Source organism: Curtobacterium sp. MCLR17_031, assembly GCF_003234775.2.
GTDB lineage: Bacteria > Actinomycetota > Actinomycetes > Actinomycetales > Microbacteriaceae > Curtobacterium > Curtobacterium flaccumfaciens.
In genome coordinates, this window is the sequence record NZ_CP126270.1 from 1,650,378 (window position 1) to 1,665,557 (window position 15,180).

Here is a 15,180-nt window from a genome sequence, read left to right on the forward strand (position 1 = left end):
CGCACGACGGACCTGCCAGGGCGGCCCGTCGCGAACCGCCGCCAGGGGGCGGCGTGGAAGGGGACCCATGATCGCGGTCAACGGACCGGCGGTCGTCGCGGACGACGTGTCGATCGAGTACCGGGGCGGACGCGGGGGCGAGTCCATCCGGGCCGTCGACGGCGTGAGCCTCACGGTCCGGCAGGGGGAGATCCTCGCCCTGCTCGGTGAGTCGGGATCGGGCAAGTCGACCTTCGCCGCCGCCATCGCGGGCCAGCTCGGATCCCACGGCGAGGGCGAGGGTGCCCTCCGTCGGCACATCGTCGGCGGCGAGCTGACCGTGCTCGGCCAGAAGACCCGGGGCCTCCGTCCCTCGTCGCGCAAGCTCGAACGGCTGAGCGGCCGGATCGGCTACCTGCCGCAGGACGGCGCCGACCGGCTCAGCCCGGACCTGACCGTCGGCGAGGCCGTCGCCGAACCGATCTACGCCCGCGACCGCCGGTTCGACCGGCGCGAGGCCGGGCTCATCGTCGCCCGGCTGCTCGACGCGGTGCACCTGCCGCTCGGGGCGATGCGCCTGAACACCTGGGAGCTCTCGAGCGGGCAGCGTCAGCGTGTCGCCCTGGCGAAGGCGCTCGTGCTCGAGCCCCAGCTGCTGGTCGCGGACGAACCGGCGCGTGGCGTCGACGTACTCGTGCGGCAGTCCGTGCTCGAGGCCCTGGCGACCCTGCAGCGCGGCCGGCAGTTCTCGGCCGTCGTCGTGTCCAGCGACCTGCGCGAGGCCCGCGCCCTGGCCGACCGCGTCGCCGTGATGGCCGATGCCCGGCTCGTCGGGCTCGGCACCTTCGACGAGGTCCTCGACAACCCGGTCGACCCCTACGTGAAGACCCTCGCCTCGACCGCGGCCCGCGGCGTGAAGCGTCGTCCGGCACCGACGACGGCCCGCCGTTCGTCCGCGCCGCGCCGTCCGCTCGCCGCCGGCACCGGCACCGGCCCGCGCACCGACCGTCAGGAGAACGCGTGAGCACCACCGACCAGGGCCCCCGCGGCCACCGCGCCGTCGTCCCCACGTCGGGTGCACCGCTGCCGATCGACGCCCCGCAGCCCGGGCCGGTCGCCGTGCTGCCGGAACCGACGGACCTGCACGTGGACGCCGTGACCGAGGCCGGGGGCACCGTCGCGCCGCTCGACGCCGACACCCGCGGGGTCGTCTGGCTCGACCCCCGCGACCCGGCCGGCCTCGCCGACGCGCTGTCCTCGGCACCTGGGGTGGGTTGGGTGCAGCTGCCGTTCGCCGGCGTCGACGCCTTCGCGCACCTGATCCAGGAGCACGGCGACCGCGTGCTGTTCACCTCGGCCAAGGGTGCCTACGCGGAGCCGGTCGCCGAACACGCGCTCGCGTTGACCCTCGGCACGCTCCGGGTCCTGCAGAAGCGCGCTCGTGCGTCGTCGTGGGCGACCGAGCCCGAGGGTGTCTCGCTGTACGGGCGGAACGTCGTCGTGATCGGTGCCGGCGGGATCGCCCTCGAGTACCTCCGGCTGCTCGCGCCGTTCGACGTCGACGTCACGGTCGTGCGCCGCTCGCCCGAGCCCGTGCCCGGAGCCGCGCGGACCGTCACCACCGACGAGCTCGACCGGGTCCTGCCCGACGCCGACGTCGTGATGATCGCAGCGGCGATGACCTCGGGCACCGCGAAGCTCTTCGGTGAGGAGCAGTTCCGGATCATGAAGCCGTCCGCCCGGCTCGTGAACATCGCCCGCGGCGGACTCGTCGACACCGACGCGCTGGTCGCCGCCCTGCGGACGGGGGAGATCGCCGCGGTCGGCCTCGACGTCACCGAGCCCGAGCCGCTGCCCGACGGGCACCCGCTCTGGTCGGAGCCCGGTGCGGTCATCACCCCGCACCAGGCCGACACCCCGGAGATGGTCGCACCCCTGCTCGCCGAGCGCGTCCGGCTCAACGCCGCGGCGTTCCTCGGGGGCGACGGCGGGGGCTTCGTCGGCGTCGTCGACCCGGTCGCCGGCTACTGACACGGGGGCCTCGAAGCGCGGCGCGCCCGGGCGGCGTGTCCGATGCGGTGGAGGGCCTCGGCGTCCTGCTATGCTGTTACCCGTTGTTCGCACGTCATTCGCCAGCGGACAGTGATCCTCGATAGCTCAATTGGCAGAGCAGCCGGCTGTTAACCGGCAGGTTGTTGGTTCGAGTCCAACTCGGGGAGCGACAGGTCCTCATCCCTTCGGGGGTGGGGACCTTTTGCATTGGCTGTCGTCGTGCAAGACACCGGCGTCTTCGGTGCACGCCGCCTCGTGCTCGAGACGCCTCCGGATTCTGCGGTGTCTCGACCGTCCGGAGGCGTTCAGGCGATACGCCGGCGTGTGCGTGGGACGCCGGCGTGTGCGGGTCAGCGGTCGTCGGGCTCTTCGGGCTCGATGCTGAGCGTGCCGTCGCGGTTGTTGTCGTTGATCACGCCGGTCTTCGTGACGTAGACATCGAGGTAGTCGAGCCGGAAGTGCTCGAGCTGATCGTCGTACTCCGCCAGGAACGTGCGGACCTGCTCCGGCATGGCGCGCCGGTCGTCGTGGCCGACCACCACCGCGTCGAACGGTCCGAATTGCGGCTTCTGCGTGCCACGGTCGCCGAAGTAGATGCGCCAGGTGTTCGCGCTGAACCGGGCGAACAGGACGTTCTCGTCGTCCTTGCCACGGACCTCGAGCGCGTCCGTCAGCATCGCGATGCCGCTCGGACGGGTCTGCACGACGGCGACGCCCAGCCGTGCGACGGGGATGAGCAGCGCGGCGACGAGCACTGCGGCCGTGATGCGTCCGACGGGCGGCCGGACGGTCGCCAGCCGCCCGTACCCGATCGCCGCCAAGGCGATGATGAACGGCATCCACGCGTCGTAGTAGTACGGCAGCGAGACGTTGGCGACGATGACGTAGAAGACGAGGAAGACACCGAGGGCGATGCCGAGGTACGCGACCAGGCGGTCCGGTCGGACGACGAGCGCGGCGACCACACCGATGGTCAGGACGGTGAGCAGCAACCAGCCCGTGCCGTCGGCGAGGAACGCGAAGTTCGCCCACCACGGTGCCGCCGGGTAGATCGTCCCGAGGATGGTCGTCGGGTGCCCGTGGGCGTTCTGCTGCGCCTGGAACCGGAGCATCTGTCCGATGGCCCGGAAGAGCCCGACCGGCAGGTAGACGACCACGAACACGACCACGAACGCGATGCCGCCGTACAGCGCGCCGATCCCCAGGTCGCGCAACCGACGGAACAGCAGGGGGAGTGCTCCCACGGCGAGGACGAGCACCGCCGTCGACACCTTCGAGGTCACGGACAGTGCGAGCAGCGCACCCGCTGCGGCCACCCACCACCGGTTGCCGGTCCGCATCCAACGCCAGGCCGCGGCGAGCGAGGCGACGGCGAAGAAGACCATGAGGGGTTCGAGCATCGCGAACCGGTCGATGCGGACACCGATGACCGACCCGGCTTCCGCCCAGGACGAGCCCGAGCCACGCGGCGTCAGCCACCACATCGCCGCCGCGGTCAGGCCGGTCCAGAAGCCGACCTCGCGTCGCAGCCAGAGGAACAGGACGACGCCCGTGCCGAGCATCGCGGTCGCAGCCACCAGCCTCGGTCCGAGCGGCCCCTGTCCCACCAGGAGCTGCGCCACGCCGTACACGTACTTCGCGAGCGGCGGGTGCTCGAGGTTGAGCGAGAAGTTCCCGTGCACGTAGGCCCAGCTCGCGCGGAGGTACACGAACTCGTCGTTCACGATGGTCGGACGGCCGAGGTGCCAGTAGGCGACGAACACAGCGGCCAGGGCGACGACCACGAGGGCCGTCGCACGGACGGGGCGGGAGTGCAGGCGGGGGATGAGGGGACCTCCAGGACAGGGCGATGCCCGACCATCATCGCAGGAGCCGCCGTGCGGGTCGTCCGCAGCGCTTGCTGTTAGCGTTCACAGGTGCACCGTTCCCGTTCGCCTCGACTCACGCTCCTGGGCGTCGTCGTCGCCGTGACGGCGGTGCTCACCGGCTGCAGCAGCGTCGGCCCGGACACCGACGCGTCCGAGGACCCGACGAGCTCGGACACCGGCCTGGGCTCGGGCGCGTCGCCCGTGGTCTTCGCGTTCGTCTGCGCCGCCGACGGATCGGACAGCGAGACCTACACCACCTACTCGGCGGTGTGGGAGGCCGAGCGCGCCGACTGCTCGGCGAAGCGCCTGACCGGGTCGGTGCCGTCGAGCCAGCAGCAGGCCGCGGTGGCGGCGGCGCGCGGTGACGCGACCCTCGTCGAGCTCGCGAGCACGTGCGCGGTCCGCGGCTCGGCGCCGTGGACGTCGGCGGTCGCCGACGCGCGGGGTGCGCACGTGGCCGCCGGGCTCCTGCGGTACTGCCCCGGGCACCCGGAGACCGACCGCCTGCGGGACGCACTGGCTGCCTACCGGGGCTGAGCCGGGCCTCCAGGCCGAACGCCGGACCAGCGACGGGCTGGACGGCACCGGGTGCCGACGCCGACGGGCGTCAGCCCTCGGGGTGGTCGCGCCCCGGCAACCAGGACTGGCCGGGGCCGCCCCAGCTGCTCTTGCGGATCGCCTTGGCGACCTGCTTGCCGTAGGGGTGCACCAGGCGGTCGGCGTAGAGCCAGCCGTCCAGGTGGTCGTACTCGTGCTGGAAGATCCGGGCCAGCCAGCCGTGCGCCTCGACCTCGAACGGGGTGCCGTGCTCGTCGAAGGCCCGCAGCAGGGCGCCCTCGGAGCGGCGGAGCGGGAACCGCTCGCCCGGGATCGACAGGCAGCCCTCGGACTCCTCGTCCTCGTCGAGCTCCTCGACGGACTCGGGGACCGGGGGCGTGATCCACAGGACGGGGTTCACGGCGGCGCCCCGGTGCAGCACGTCGTCGTCGTCGGTGTAGGAGTACACGAACAGGCGCTTGCCGACGCCCACCTGTGGTCCGGCCAGGCCGACGCCCGGCGCCAGGTCCATGGTCTCGAGCATGTCGGCGACGAGGGTGCGGAGGTCGTCATCGAACGCGGTGACCTCGGCTGCACGCTCGTGCAGGACGGGTTCGCCGGTGATGCGGATCGGGAGAACGGCCATTCACCCAGGTTATCCGGCGGGGGACGGTAGCCTCGACGCGTGACGACGGACCTCCAGCTGCCCGACGCCGTGAGCAACCTCACGCCGTTCCAGGCGCTGATGATCCCGGTGGCGCTGATCGGTGCGGTGTTCCTGTCGCTCGGGGCGCAGTTCCAGAGCCGCGGGGTGCAGCGGGTCGAGGCGCGTCTCGGTCGGCAGTCGAAGGGGCTGAGCGTCCGGCACGTCGTCGGGCTCGTCTCGAGTGGCTACTGGGTGCTCGGCACGCTCATGCTCGGCATCGCGGTGGTGCTCCAGCTCATCAGCATCACGTTCGCGCCCCTGATCGTCGTGCAGCCGCTGGGTGCCGTCGCCCTCGTCATCACGACGTGGTTCTCGTCGCGGTCGTCCGGTGTGCCGCTCGGTCGGCGTGCCCGGCGGGCCGTGTGGACGTGCATCATCGGTGTCGGCATCTTCGTCGGGATCGCGGCGTTCGTCGGGCACGAGAGCGCGATCACCCGTCAGCAGCTCGTCACCGTGCTGGTGATCCTGGCCGTCGTGCTGGTGCTCGTGCTGGTGTCGTTCCGTCTGGTCGCCAAGCACCGCAGTGCGCTGTACTACATCGTCGGGGCGGGGGTGCTCTACGGGTTCGTGGCGACGCTGGCCAAGGTGGTGCTGAACCGGTTCGTGAACGGCACCTTCGACTGGTTGACCGTGCTCGCCATCGTCGGGGTGGTCGTCGCGGCGTCGCTGGGCGGGTACTTCGTGCAGAACGCGTACTCGAGCGGCTCGGCCGACCTCGTGATCGCTGGGTTGACGGTGATCGACCCGATCGTCGCGGTCGGCATCGGCGTGATCGTGCTCGGCGAGGCCTCGGGGGCGCCGTGGTTCGCGGTCGCGGGCTTCGTGGTGGCCGCGGGCATCGCCATCACCGGGGTGTTCCTGCTCGCCAAGCACCACCCGCAGACCCGGGCCTGACGCCGCGCGCCCGGTGGTCGCCGCCCTCATCCGCGCGGCTGACGCGACCGTCGATCCTGGTGCGATAGCGTCACTGCCGACCAGCCATCGCCCACGAGAGGACGAACTCAGCCGTGTCAGGAGACGCCACCACCGCCACCGCCGGACCGACGGAAGCGACGGGCGGTCACCGACCGTTGCGCGTGCTGATCGCAGCGGACACCTTCGCCCCCGACGTCAACGGTGCCGCCACCTTCGCCGAGCAGCTCGCCGTCGGCCTGGCCGAGCGCGGGCACGAGGTGCACGTCGTGGCCCCGGCCTCGAGCCGCCACTACGGCACCTTCGACGAGGAGCACCACGGCGTCACGCTCGTCGTGCACCGCCTGAAGTCGTACAAGTGGCCCCTGCACCCGTGGCTGCGCTTCGTCTGGCCGTGGAGCGTCCGGAAGTGGACCGGCCCGATCCTCGACGCCGTCAAGCCCGACGTGCTGCACATCCAGTCGCACGTGGTCATCGGCCGCGGCATCGTGCACGAGGCGAACGACCGCGGCATCCGGGTCATCGCGACGAACCACTTCATGCCCGAGAACCTGCTCGAGTACACGCCGTTCGGCAAGTGGACGCTGCCCCTCGCGCTGAAGATCGCGTGGAGCGACGCCGCCAAGACCTACCGGCTGGCCGACACCATCACGACGCCGACGAACCTGGCCGCCGACTACCTGCGGAAGGCCATCGCCGGCCAGCAGGTCCTCGCGATCTCGTGCGGCATCGACGCGTCCCGGTACGTGGCGCGCGAGGGACGCCCGGTCAACAACGACATCGTCTTCGTGGGTCGTGTGGCCCCCGAGAAGAACCTCGACGTGCTCGTCCGCGCGGTGGCGCTGCTGCCCGCCGAGCTGTCCGCGACGCTGACCATCGTCGGCGACGGCGAGATGATCCCGAAGCTGACCGCGTTGGCGAAGGAGCTCGGGCTCGAGGACCGCGTGCGGTTCCTGGGCTTCGTCTCCGACGAGCGCAAGCAGGAGGCCCTGACCAACGCGACGGTGTTCGCGATGCCGTCGACGGCGGAACTGCAGAGCATCTCCTCGCTCGAGGGCATGGCCTCGGGGCTGCCCGTCGTCGCCGCCGACTCGATGGCGCTGCCGCACCTGATCGACGGCAACGGGTACCTGTTCACCCCGGGCGACGTGGACGACCTGGCGGCGAAGCTCACGACGGTGCTCACCGCACCCGAGTCGGAGTACGTGGCGATGCGGGATCGCAGTCTGGCCATGATCGAGGCACACGACATCAACCGCACGCTGTCGACGTTCGAGTCGCTGTATCGTGGTGAGCCGGTGGCCTGAGGGTCTCCGGCGAGGGGCGGTAGCCAAGCTGGTCAAGGCAGTCGGCTCATAACCGAACGATCCGCGGGTTCGAGTCCCGCCCGCCCTACGTGCACATGCCAAGGAAGCGCGACACGTCGCAGGACGACCACGCACCGACACCGAACGTCACCTTCGAGGTGACCCGTGGCGGGACCGGCGTGCGCGTGAACGCCTTCCGGATCGGGTTCATGGGCGCCATCGGGGTGCTCGTCGCGCTGCTCGCCGGGTCGATCATCAACGAGCTGAGCACGGTCCTGGTCTACATCGGGGTCGCGCTGTTCCTGGCGCTCGGTATCGACCCCCTCGTGTCGTTCCTGGAGCGGATCATCCCGCGCTGGTCCGCCATCACGATCGTCGTCGTGGTCGTCCTCGGGGCCTTCGCGGGCATCGTCTTCGCCGTCGTCCCGATCCTGGTGGAGCAGACCTCGAACCTGGTCCAGAACTTCCCCGAGATCGTGCAGGACATCTCGCAGCAGCCGTGGGTGCAGGACCTGTCGAAGCAGTTCGCCGGGTCGTTCGACATCGACCACGCGCTGCAGTCGCTGCAGTCCTTCGTCGAGAAGCCGGGCAACCTGCTCAGCGTCGGTGGCGGGATCCTGGCGGTCGGCAGCGGGATCCTGTCCGGGGTCACCGGGGCGCTCATCGTCATCATCCTGATGCTCTACTTCCTCGCGTCGATGCGGGGCATGAAGCGCGCGGCCTACCGGTTCGTCCCGGCGTCGCGTCGCCAGAACTTCGTCGACGTGAGCGAGCAGATCACGCAGGCGGTCGGCCGGTACGTCGTCGGGCAGGTGTCGCAGGCGCTCATCAACGGCATCCTGAGCTTCGTCTTCCTGCTCATCATCGGTGCGCCGCTGCCCGTGCTGCTCGCGTCGTTCGCGTTCCTCGGTTCGCTCATCCCGCTCGTCGGCACGCTGGCCGCCGCGATCGTGATCTCGCTGCTCTGCTTCTTCGCTTCGCCGGCCACCGCCCTGTTCTCGGGCATCTACTACCTGGTCTACATGCAGGTTGAGGCCTACCTGATCTCCCCGCGCATCATGTCGCGGGCCGTCCAGGTGCCCGGCGCCCTCGTGGTCATCGCGGCGGTCGCGGGCGGCACGATCGGCGGCGTGCTCGGCGCGCTCGTGGCGCTGCCCGTCGCGGCGTCGGTCATCATCATCGTGCAGAAGGTCATCTACCCCCGCCAGGAGCAGGCGTGACGAGCGGCACCGGCGCACCCGACGACGCGGTCGTCAGCGCGTTCGCCGAGCACGTCCACGACCGTGACCGCTGGGCGCGCAGTGCCCGAGGGCCGCTCGCCCTCGTGAACGCCCAGCACGTCGACCAGCCGCAGCCGGTCTGGCCGGTCCCCGGGACGTGGGCCCCGGCCGTCGGCGGACTCACCGTGACGGCCGAGGCCGCCGACGGTGTCGTCGTCGACGGCGTCCCGGTCGACGGCACGGTCCTGGTGGCCGGGGACACCGCCGTCGTGCCGTCGACCGTCGCGCTGCCGGACGGCTTCGCCGGCACCGTCAGCGGCCACAGCCTGCGCGTCTGGGACCCGTCGTCCGAGGCGATCGCCCGCTTCGCGCAGATCGCCCGCTTCGCGTGGTCCGGCGACTGGGTGACGTCCGGCACGTACGTCCCGCTGGCGGGAGACGCCCTGGAGGCCCGTGGCAGCGTCCGCGACGCCGCCGGCGACGCCCTGCCGGTCGCCGGACACGTCGAGACCGTCGTGGATGGTGCCACGGTGCGGTTCGTCGCCGTCCGGTCGGCTGCCCACCGCGGAGCCCCGCGGCTGCAGCTCATCGTGCAGGACGCCACGAGCGCCCTGCCCGAGGACGACCCGGGCAGCACCTACTCCATGGGTCGGTTCCTGTACCTCGACGACCCCGGCATGCAGGCGACGGTCGAGCTCGACTGGAACCTGCTGGTCCTGCCGCCGTGCGCGTTCTCGTACCAGTACGCGTGCCCGATCCCACCGGAGGACAACCGCGTCCCGGTGCCGATCACCGCGGGGGAGCGACACCCGGTCGACGCGGACGGTGCCGTCCTGCACTGATCGGGGTCGGTTCCTTGCCGTTCCCAGCCGCAGCGCTGCATAATGGGCGTGTCCCGTCGGGACATCACAATCGCATACCGATGGTTCCGTGGCCCCTCGGGTCAGGATCCTCCGCACCAGGTCGATGGGGAAGTCGCACCTGACGTATCGGAGGAACCGTGAACGGAACGACGACAGGAGTGCTCTACGTGCACTCCTCACCCCGCGCGCTCTGCCCGCACGTCGAATGGGCAGCAGGTCGCGCGATGAACCGCGCCGTGAACTTCTCGTGGCTCGACCAGCCCGCACAGGACGGTGCGCGCCGGACCGAGTACACGTGGACCGGTGCGGTGGGCGCCGGTGCCGCGATCGCGTCGGCCCTGCGCGGGTGGGAGCACCTGCGGTACGAGGTCACCGAGGAGCCGACGAGCGCCTCGGACGGCGGCCGCTGGATGCACACGCCAGACCTCGGTGTGTTCTACGCGCAGACCGACGTCACGGGCAACATGGTCATCCCCGAGGATCGGGTGCGCTACGCGATGGAGGTCGCGGGCAGCAACGCCCTCGAACTGCACCGTGAGCTCCGGCTCGCCCTCGGGCAGGCCTGGGACGACGAGCTCGAGCCCTTCCGCCACGCGGCCGAGGGCAACCCGGTCGTCTGGCTGCACCGCGTCGGCTGAGCCGACCGCCGGACCGGCCACCGGAACGACGGAAGCCCGCCCCGACGACGCGGGACGGGCCTCCTGGCAGGGTGGGGCGGATCAGACGCTGCGGAACGCGACCACGGCATTGTGGCCGCCGAAGCCGAACGAGTTGCTGACCGCGAGCAAGTCGCCCTCGGGCAGCGCTCGCGGCTCGCGGGCGACGTCCATGACGATCTCCGGGTCCTGGTCGTGCAGGTTGATCGTCGGCGGGGCGACGCGGTTGTGCAGCGCGAGGACGGTGAAGACCGCCTCGATCGCACCGGCACCGCCGAGCAGGTGGCCCGTCGAGGCCTTGGTCGCGGACACCACGACGTCGTCCAGGTGGTCGCCGAAGACCCGACGCATCGCGTGGTACTCGGCGACGTCACCGACGGGGGTCGAGGTGGCGTGCGCGTTGACGTGCACGACGTCCTCGATGCTCGCGTCGGCGTGCTCGAGGGCCTGCAGGACCGCACGGGCGGCGGCGCTGCCCTCGGGGTCCGGCGCGGTGATGTGGAAGGCGTCGGAGGTGATGCCGGAGCCGGCGACCTCGGCGTAGATCGTCGCGCCGCGGGCCTCGGCGTGCTCCTTCGACTCGAGGATGAGCGCCGCTGCGCCGTCACCGAGCACGAAGCCGTCACGCGTGACGTCGTAGGGACGCGACGCGGTCTCGGGGGAGTCGTTCCGGCGCGACAGGGCCTGCATCGCGGCGAACGCGGCCAGCGGGAGCGGGTGCAGCGCGGCCTCGGCGCCACCGGTGATGACGATGTCGGCGTCGCCGTCGGCGATGTGCCGGTACGCCTCGGCCAGCGACTCGGTCGAGGACGCGCAGGCGGACAGGTAGGTGCGGGCGCCACCACGGGCGCCGAACTCCATCTCGATGGCGGCGGCGGGGCCGTTCGCCATGAGCATCGGGACCGTCATCGGCAGGACGCGACGCGGACCCTTCTCGCGCAGGGTGTCCCAGGCGTCGAGCAGCGTGTTCACGCCGCCGATGCCGGTCGCCCAGTCGACGATGAGGCGCTCGGGCACGACCGACTCGTCGTCGATGCCGGCGTCGGCCCAGGCCTCGCGCGCCGCGACGAGCGACAGCTGCGACGAGGGGTCGAGGCGCTTCGACTCGGGGCGGGTGAGCTGGTCGGTGAGGAACCGGCGCGCCTGGCCGGCGAACTCCACGGGGAGTTCGAGCTCGGCGTAGCGGGGGTCCTCGATGCGGGTGATGCCGGACTTGCCGGCGAGCAGCGCGTCCCAGGTGTCCGGGGCGGTCGCGGCGAGGGGTGAGATCGCACCGATCCCGGTGACGACGACGGTCTTCTTGGTCATGGGACGACGTGTTCTTTCGTTGGGGTGAACAAGATGAGCGCCGTGGCCCGCAGGGGTCCGCGGGCCGCGGCGCTCAGGAAGCTCGTGTCAGGCCTGGGCCTTGACGATGTAGTCGACCGCGTTGCCCACGGTCTTGAGGTTCTTGACCTCTTCGTCCGGGATCTTCACGTCGAACTTCTCCTCGGCGTTGACCACGATGGTCATCATCGAGATGGAGTCGATGTCGAGGTCGTCCGTGAAGGACTTGTCGGCGGCGACGGTGTCGGTGGCGATACCGGTCTCGTCGTTGATCAGCTCGGCCAGGCCGGCGAGGACTTCTTCGTTGGACAGGGCCATGAGTGTTCTCCTTGAAGGGGGGTGTCGTTTGACCGTTGACCAGCCTAGGGCACGCGGGGTCCGGGTGCGCGGAGGCTCGTCGGGATGGGGACCGGCGCGCGGCTGCGCGACCGGGCGGGGATCAGGGGAGGACGACCACCTGGGCGCCGAACACGAGTCCGGCGCCGAAGCCGATCTGCAGGGCGAGGCCGCCCGACAGGTCCGGGTGCTCCTCGAGCAGGCGGTGCGTGGCGAGCGGGATGCTCGCGGCGGAGGTGTTGCCGGTGGTGGTGATGTCGCGGGCGATCGTCACCGTCTCGGGCAGGCCGAGCTGCTTGGCGAACTCGTCGATGATGCGGATGTTCGCCTGGTGCGGCACGAACGCGGCGAGGTCCTCGGGGCGGACGCCGGCGGTCTCGAGCGCCTGGCGGGCGACCTTGACCATCTCCCAGACGGCCCAGCGGAACACCGTCTGCCCGGCCTGGCGCATGGTCGGACGCGGTGCGCCGGCCTCCCACTCGTTGTAGGTCGCGGTCATGCCGATGGCGTCCCACTTCGAGCCGTCGGAGCCCCAGATGGTGGGGGCGATGCCCGGGAAGTCGCTCGGGCCGATCACGGCGGCGCCGGCACCGTCCCCGAGCAGGAACGAGATCGAGCGGTCGGTCGGGTCGACGACGTCGCTGAGCTTCTCGGCCCCGACGACCAGCACGTGGTCGGCGAGTCCGGACTTGATGAACGAGTCGGCCTGGGCGATCCCGTAGGCGTACCCGGCACAGGCGGCACTGATGTCGTACGCGGCGGCCGGGGTGGCGCCGATGCGCTCGGCGAGCAGCGACGCCATCGACGGGGTCGCCACGGTGTGCGTGACGGTGCTCACGAGCACGACGCCGATCTGGGACGGCTCGATGCCGGCCTTCTCGATGGCCTCGCGTGCGGCTGCCTCGGCGAGGTCGACGGCCTCGACGTCCTTGCCCGCGCGCTTGCGGGTGATGATGCCGGTGCGCTGACGGATCCACTCGTCGGACGAGTCGATCGGGCCGACGAGGTCGTCGTTCGGCACGACGTTCTCGCCGCGGGCGGCGCCGAACGCCAGGATCCGGGTGAACTCGTGGCCGCGGCGCTGCTGGAGCAGCGGGCGCGCGGATCCGGTCGGGAGGCCCGTGGGGGCGTCCGTCGGGGTGGTCGGGTCGGTCATGCGGTTGCGTCTGCTTCCTGGCCCGCGCGCTGCAGCAGGTCGATCGCTGCAGGCAGGTCGTCGGGGGTCTTGATGGCGACGGTCGGCGTGCCGCGGAGGCCGCGCTTCGCCAGGCCGACGAGGGCACCGGCGGGTGCGAGCTCGATGATGCCGGTCACGCCGGCGGTGGAGAAGGACTCCATGACCGCGTCCCAGTGCACGGGGTTCGCGATCTGCTGGACCATCAGGTCGACGAAGCGGCGCCCGTCGTCGACCCGGGAGCCGTCGGCGTTGGTCCAGATCGGCAGGGTCGGGTCCTGCACGGTGGCGGCAGCCGCGACCGGGGCGACCCGTTCGACGGCGGGGGCCATGTACCGGGTGTGGAACGCACCGGCCACGGCGAGCGGGATCACCCGGGCCTTGGCGGGCGGCTCGGCGGCGAGGGCCGCGATGGCGTCTGCGGCACCGGCGACGACGGTCTGGCCGCCACCGTTGTGGTTCGCGGGCACCAGGCCGTGCTCGGCGAGGGCTGCGGCCACCGCATCGGCGTCGCCACCGAGGACGGCGGCCATCGAGGTCGGCTCGAGCGCTGCGGCGTCCGCCATGGCCCGGCCGCGCTCGGCGACCAGGGCGACGGCGTCGGTCGGCTCGAGGATCCCGGCGACCGCGGCGGCGGTGAACTCGCCCACCGAGTGTCCGGCGACCCCGCCCACCAGGGCACGACGGCCCTCGGCGAGCAGTGCGTCGGCGGTCACCAGGCTGGCGGCCACGATGAGGGGCTGTGCGAGCGCGGTGTCCTTGATGGTGTCCGCGTCGGAGTTCGTGCCGTGCTCGGCGAGGTCGACGCCGATCGACTCCGACCACTGCCCGACTCGTTCACGAACGGTGGCGTCCTCGAGCCAGGGGGCGAGGAAGCCGGGGGTCTGGGAGCCCTGTCCGGGCGCGACGACGACGATCACCGGACAATCCTCGCGTTCTCGTCCCGCGGGGCCCGTGTGGACTTCCCACACGAATCCCCGCGGGACATTGTCGGTTCTCTACCGTCCGGAGCGCTCTAGCGTCGGGGCGTGATGCGGCGGCGGCCGGTCGCGGACTCGGACATCGCGCCGAGGATGAGCGCCGACTGCACGATCAGGGCGTCGCGGGCGTGCGTGGCGTCCCACCCGATGATGTCGGCGACCCGGCGCAGGCGGTAGCGCACGGTGTTCGGGTGCACGAAGAGCTCGCGCGCCGTGGCCTCGAGCGAACGCCCGGTGTCCAGGTAGCACCAGAGCGTCTGCAGGAGCTCGGTGGACTGGTCCTTGAGTGGGACGTAGATGCGCTGCACCAGGGCCGACCGGGCGAGCGGGTCGCCGGCCAGTGCACGTTCGGGCAGCAGGTCGTCAGCGAGGGCCGGGCGGGGCACGCCACGCCAGGCACGCGCGACGGCGAACCCGGCGAGGGCGGCCTTCGCGCTGGTCGAGGCGTCGACGACCCCGGGGACCTCGTTGCCGAGCACCAGGTGGCCCTCGCCGAACAGCGGTTCGAGGGCCTGCGCGATGGTCGTGAAGGAGACGGGCTCCTCGCCCTCGGGGACGTCGTCGCGCGGGGTGGCGCGGCCGATCACCACGACGAGCCGCGATCCCTGGACCCCGACGAGCACGTCGGCGTCCATGTGCCGTGCGGTCCGCCGGACCTGGTCGACCTCGAGCTGCTTCGGCGCGGTGCCGACGAGCACCGCGACCTCGCCGTGGCCGTGCCAGCCGAGGGCGGCGATACGGGAGGGCAGTTCGTCGTCGTACTCGCCGGAGAGGATCGAGTCGACCACGAGCGCTTCGAGCCGGGCGTCCCACAGACCGCGGGCCTCGGCCGCGCGGGCGTAGACGTCGGCGGCGGCGAACGCGATGTCGCGGGAGTACTTGAGGATCGCCTCCTGCAGCATCTCGTCGTCGGCGGCGCGTTCCTCGACCACGGTCACCACGACGCGGATGAGCTGCAGGGTCTGCTGCAGGCTCACCGAGCGCAGGAGCTCCCGCGGGGCGGACCCGAAGACGTCGGCCGCGGCGATCCACGGCGTCGACGCGGTGCCCTCGAGCCAGCTGATGAACGAGGTGATGCCGGCCTGGGCGACGAGGCCCACGGCGGAGCGGCGCCCCGGCGGCATCTCGCTGTACCAGGGGAGCGTGTCCTCGAGCCGCTTGATCGTGGCTGTGGAGAGTTCTCCGGACACCTGACGGAGCCAGGAGAGCGCGCGCTCGCGCGCGCTCTCCTGGCTCTCGTGGTCCGGGCGGACCGTCGTCACGG

15 protein-coding genes and 2 tRNA genes are annotated in these 15,180 nt (G+C 71.6%); 10 read left to right on the plus strand and 7 right to left on the minus strand.

The features are described 5' to 3' along the window. The first annotated feature begins 67 nt into the window (after window positions 1-67). The 3 genes from DEI96_RS07845 (at window position 68) to DEI96_RS07855 (ending at window position 2,198) form a co-directional block, all read left to right on the plus strand. A complete protein-coding gene (locus DEI96_RS07845) occupies window positions 68-1,003 on the plus strand; it encodes an ATP-binding cassette domain-containing protein (RefSeq protein ID WP_111023010.1) in 936 nt (311 codons plus the stop codon). Beyond that, a complete protein-coding gene (locus DEI96_RS07850) occupies window positions 1,000-2,010 on the plus strand; it encodes a D-isomer specific 2-hydroxyacid dehydrogenase family protein (protein WP_258372778.1) in 1,011 nt (336 codons plus the stop codon). The genes DEI96_RS07845 and DEI96_RS07850 overlap by 4 nt, the downstream gene beginning before the upstream one ends. A 115-nt stretch (window positions 2,011-2,125) precedes the next feature. Next, window positions 2,126-2,198: transfer RNA gene (locus DEI96_RS07855), tRNA-Asn, on the plus strand. A 183-nt stretch (window positions 2,199-2,381) separates the two neighbouring features. On the opposite strand, the gene DEI96_RS07860 is transcribed toward DEI96_RS07855, so the two are convergent. After that, window positions 2,382-3,815, minus strand: coding sequence for an ArnT family glycosyltransferase (locus DEI96_RS07860; protein ID WP_181440510.1), 1,434 nt, complete (start codon window positions 3,813-3,815; stop codon window positions 2,382-2,384). Window positions 3,816-3,947: 132 nt separating this feature from the next. Between DEI96_RS07860 and DEI96_RS07865 the strand changes: the two genes are divergently transcribed. Further along, a complete protein-coding gene (locus tag DEI96_RS07865) occupies window positions 3,948-4,436 on the plus strand; it encodes a hypothetical protein (protein WP_071405350.1) in 489 nt (162 codons plus the stop codon). A 70-nt stretch (window positions 4,437-4,506) separates the two neighbouring features. Here the strand turns inward: DEI96_RS07865 and def are convergent, their stop codons facing one another. Next, the gene (def, locus tag DEI96_RS07870; RefSeq protein ID WP_071405349.1) at window positions 4,507-5,082 is read right to left on the minus strand and encodes a peptide deformylase; all 576 of its coding nucleotides are present in this window, start codon (window positions 5,080-5,082) and stop codon (window positions 4,507-4,509) included. A gap of 39 nt (window positions 5,083-5,121) precedes the next feature. On the opposite strand from def, the gene DEI96_RS07875 reads away from it, so the two are divergent. The 6 genes from DEI96_RS07875 (at window position 5,122) to DEI96_RS07900 (ending at window position 10,082) form a co-directional block, all read left to right on the plus strand. After that, a complete protein-coding gene (locus tag DEI96_RS07875; RefSeq protein WP_171907811.1) occupies window positions 5,122-6,036 on the plus strand; it encodes a DMT family transporter in 915 nt (304 codons plus the stop codon). Between the two features lie 113 nt (window positions 6,037-6,149). Then, complete coding sequence (locus tag DEI96_RS07880; protein WP_111023008.1) at window positions 6,150-7,361, plus strand: glycosyltransferase; 1,212 nt, start codon at window positions 6,150-6,152, stop codon at window positions 7,359-7,361. Window positions 7,362-7,374: 13 nt separating this feature from the next. Further along, window positions 7,375-7,449: transfer RNA gene (locus DEI96_RS07885), tRNA-Ile, on the plus strand. A gap of 7 nt (window positions 7,450-7,456) precedes the next feature. Continuing rightward, a complete protein-coding gene (locus DEI96_RS07890) occupies window positions 7,457-8,581 on the plus strand; it encodes an AI-2E family transporter (protein WP_111023007.1) in 1,125 nt (374 codons plus the stop codon). Further along, on the plus strand, window positions 8,578-9,423 hold the full coding sequence (locus tag DEI96_RS07895; protein ID WP_111023006.1) for a DUF1684 domain-containing protein: 846 nt from the start codon (window positions 8,578-8,580) through the stop codon (window positions 9,421-9,423). The genes DEI96_RS07890 and DEI96_RS07895 overlap by 4 nt, the downstream gene beginning before the upstream one ends. A gap of 158 nt (window positions 9,424-9,581) precedes the next feature. After that, window positions 9,582-10,082, plus strand: coding sequence for a DUF3145 domain-containing protein (locus DEI96_RS07900; protein ID WP_027465337.1), 501 nt, complete (start codon window positions 9,582-9,584; stop codon window positions 10,080-10,082). A gap of 81 nt (window positions 10,083-10,163) precedes the next feature. Here the strand turns inward: DEI96_RS07900 and DEI96_RS07905 are convergent, their stop codons facing one another. The 5 genes from DEI96_RS07905 to DEI96_RS07925 form a co-directional block, all read right to left on the minus strand. Further along, the gene (locus DEI96_RS07905; RefSeq protein ID WP_027465338.1) at window positions 10,164-11,408 is read right to left on the minus strand and encodes a beta-ketoacyl-[acyl-carrier-protein] synthase family protein; all 1,245 of its coding nucleotides are present in this window, start codon (window positions 11,406-11,408) and stop codon (window positions 10,164-10,166) included. A gap of 87 nt (window positions 11,409-11,495) precedes the next feature. Beyond that, the gene (locus DEI96_RS07910) at window positions 11,496-11,744 is read right to left on the minus strand and encodes an acyl carrier protein (RefSeq protein ID WP_017886710.1); all 249 of its coding nucleotides are present in this window, start codon (window positions 11,742-11,744) and stop codon (window positions 11,496-11,498) included. Between the two features lie 121 nt (window positions 11,745-11,865). Further along, window positions 11,866-12,918 (minus strand): beta-ketoacyl-ACP synthase III, encoded by a 1,053-nt coding sequence (locus DEI96_RS07915; RefSeq protein ID WP_071405345.1) that lies wholly within the window; start codon window positions 12,916-12,918, stop codon window positions 11,866-11,868. Further along, window positions 12,915-13,856 (minus strand): ACP S-malonyltransferase, encoded by a 942-nt coding sequence (locus DEI96_RS07920; RefSeq protein ID WP_111023005.1) that lies wholly within the window; start codon window positions 13,854-13,856, stop codon window positions 12,915-12,917. Before DEI96_RS07920 ends, DEI96_RS07915 begins: the two co-directional genes overlap by 4 nt. A gap of 95 nt (window positions 13,857-13,951) precedes the next feature. Then, entirely contained in the window at window positions 13,952-15,178 is a 1,227-nt protein-coding gene (locus DEI96_RS07925; RefSeq protein ID WP_027465341.1) for a PucR family transcriptional regulator, read from the minus strand. Window positions 15,179-15,180 lie beyond the last annotated feature (2 nt).

Coding starts and splice junctions, on each gene's coding strand:
- DEI96_RS07845 (WP_111023010.1), top strand. CDS start 68: ATGATCGCGGTCAACGGACCGGCGGTCGTCGCGGACGACGTGTCGATC.
- def (WP_071405349.1), bottom strand. CDS start 5,082: ATGGCCGTTCTCCCGATCCGCATCACCGGCGAACCCGTCCTGCACGAG.
- DEI96_RS07890 (WP_111023007.1), top strand. CDS start 7,457: ATGCCAAGGAAGCGCGACACGTCGCAGGACGACCACGCACCGACACCG.
- DEI96_RS07905 (WP_027465338.1), bottom strand. CDS start 11,408: ATGACCAAGAAGACCGTCGTCGTCACCGGGATCGGTGCGATCTCACCC.
- DEI96_RS07910 (WP_017886710.1), bottom strand. CDS start 11,744: ATGGCCCTGTCCAACGAAGAAGTCCTCGCCGGCCTGGCCGAGCTGATC.
- DEI96_RS07915 (WP_071405345.1), bottom strand. CDS start 12,918: ATGACCGACCCGACCACCCCGACGGACGCCCCCACGGGCCTCCCGACC.